The following is a 1,993-nucleotide window of genomic DNA, read 5'->3' as shown; positions in this document are numbered from 1 at the left end:
CAGCTCTACTGGTTCAACGCGCTGCTCACGGTCGTCCTGCTCACCGCCATGATCATGGAGTGGCTGCCGATCCCGGTGCTGTTCCTGCTCGGCGCGGCCCTCGCCCTGACCGTCAACTTCCCCCATATGCCGGACCAGAGGGCCCGCATCGCCGCCCACGCGGAGAACGTCCTCAACGTCTCCGGCATGGTCTTCGCCGCCGCCGTCTTCACCGGCGTCCTGCAGGGCACCGGAATGGTCGACCACATGGCCGAGTGGCTGGTGGGCAACATCCCCGACGGCATGGGCCCGCACATGGCCCTCGTCACCGGCGTGCTGAGCATCCCGCTCACCTACTTCATGTCCAACGACGGCTTCTACTTCGGCATCCTGCCGGTGCTCGCCGAGGCCGGGCAGGCGCACGGCGTGCCCGCGGTGGAGATCGCCCGCGCCTCGATCGCCGGCCAGCCCCTGCACATGTCCAGCCCGCTCGTCCCGGCCGTCTACGTCCTGGTCGGCATGGCCCGGGTCGAGTTCGGCGACCACACCCGGTTCGTGGTCAAGTGGGCCGCGCTCACCGCCCTGGTGGTGCTCGGCGCGGGCCTCCTGTTCGGCATCCTCTGACCACGCCCCGGAGGTCGTACCCATGGCGCCCGGTGGGAGCCGCGGCTGGCTGCTCCGCCTCGTCATCGCCTTCTGTCGCCGGTCCGGCGGGGTCGCTGCGCCGTTCGTGATGCCGGGGGCGTTGCTCCTGCTGTCGTCGGGCGTGGCGGTGCGGTCTCCGGGGCGGCCCGGCGACTCGGCCGGACGGGTGGCCGGGAAGGGGGCCTAGCGGCCCGGATTGCGCCGCACGAGCGATCTGTGACGGCGCGTCGGGCGCCGGTGCCGACGGCCCCTGGGGTGCATGACGCAGAGTCCAGGCGAAAGAGCGATTTGTATGAAAATCGTCTGAACTCGGAGGATTGCGCATGCCCACCCTGACACTCCCACGCGCCGCCGGCTCTCGCGCGGGCGCCGCAGTCGTCCTCACCGCCCTCGCCGCGGCCGGCGCGTCCTGGGTGGCGGCGCCCGAGGCGGCGGCCCAGGGGGAGAACGGCGACATCCGGATCCATGACGAACGCCACCTGCGCGAGCCGCTCGTGGGATCGGCCAAGGACGATCCGGTGGTCTGCAGGTTCTATCTCGAGGCCGTCAACTTCGACACCCTCACCGCCGTCGCCTACACCATCACCCCACAGCCCCCGCTCCCCACCGCCGCCACCGTCACCGGCACCATCCAGCTCGCGGGGGGCGCCGGGCACACCGACCCGCTGGGCCTGGCGGACGGGCAGTACAAGCTCAGCTGGGCCGTGGGCACCCCCGTGGCGCTGAAGGAGAAGGTCTTCCGGGTCAACTGCAAGGACGGGCGCCACGAGGGCGACCGGGGGGACAACGGTCCGAACGGGCAGATCGCCGACCACCAGCAGAACGACGGCTCCTGGGGGCAGGGCGGCGACCACGACGGCCCCAAGGGCGGGGTGCACGCGGGCGGCGGCGGCCTCATCGACACGGCCGCCGCCTACGCCCCGGTGGCCGCCGCGGGTGCCGTGGGCCTGGTCGCCGTCGGTGGCGCCGTGTACGTCCGGCGGAACCGCCGGCGGCCCCATGGTGCCGCGTAGGCCCCGACGCAGGCCCTGGTACCGGACCCGCGCCTACCGCCTCGCCAGGACGGGCCTGCTCGCCGTGGTCCTGGTGACGGCCGCCTCCCGGTGCGGCGCGGGCGGCTCCGGGCACGGCCCGGACACCGAGGCGGTCTCCGGCGCCTCCCGGGCCCACGCGGGCGAACCGGCCCCGCCCCGCCCGCTGCCCCGGTCCCGGCCGACGTCCTTCCGCGTGCCCGCGCTGGGCATCGACGCCCCGGTCGTCCCGTTGCGCCTCGGCGCCGACCGGTCGCTTCAGACACCGCCCGTCGACCGCCCCCGGCTCGTCGGCTGGTACCAGGGCGGCCCCACGCCGGGCGAGGCCGGCACCGCGA

The 1,993-nt window shown here is 74.1% G+C and carries 2 protein-coding genes and 1 pseudogene; all 3 read left to right on the top strand.

The window, feature by feature from the left end; translation table 11 throughout:
* The coding region (locus IE312_RS42855; protein WP_268254382.1) for an SLC13 family permease at positions 1 to 603 on the top strand (603 nt) is incomplete at its 5' end.
* Between the two features lie 344 nt (positions 604 to 947).
* The gene (locus IE312_RS32520) at positions 948 to 1,637 is read left to right on the top strand and encodes a hypothetical protein (RefSeq protein WP_189985840.1); all 690 of its coding nucleotides are present in this window, start codon (positions 948 to 950) and stop codon (positions 1,635 to 1,637) included.
* Positions 1,624 to 1,993, top strand: a pseudogene (locus IE312_RS42850) (class F sortase); the annotation flags it as partial. The gene IE312_RS32520 and the pseudogene IE312_RS42850, both read left to right, overlap by 14 nt.

It is taken from the genome of Streptomyces capoamus (assembly GCF_014654935.1).
Classification (GTDB): domain Bacteria; phylum Actinomycetota; class Actinomycetes; order Streptomycetales; family Streptomycetaceae; genus Streptomyces; species Streptomyces capoamus.
Note: the sequence above shows the minus strand (reverse complement) of the source record. Positions and strands in the feature narration are given on the sequence as shown.

Coding starts and splice junctions, on each gene's coding strand:
- IE312_RS32520 (WP_189985840.1), top strand. CDS start 948: ATGCCCACCCTGACACTCCCACGCGCCGCCGGCTCTCGCGCGGGCGCC.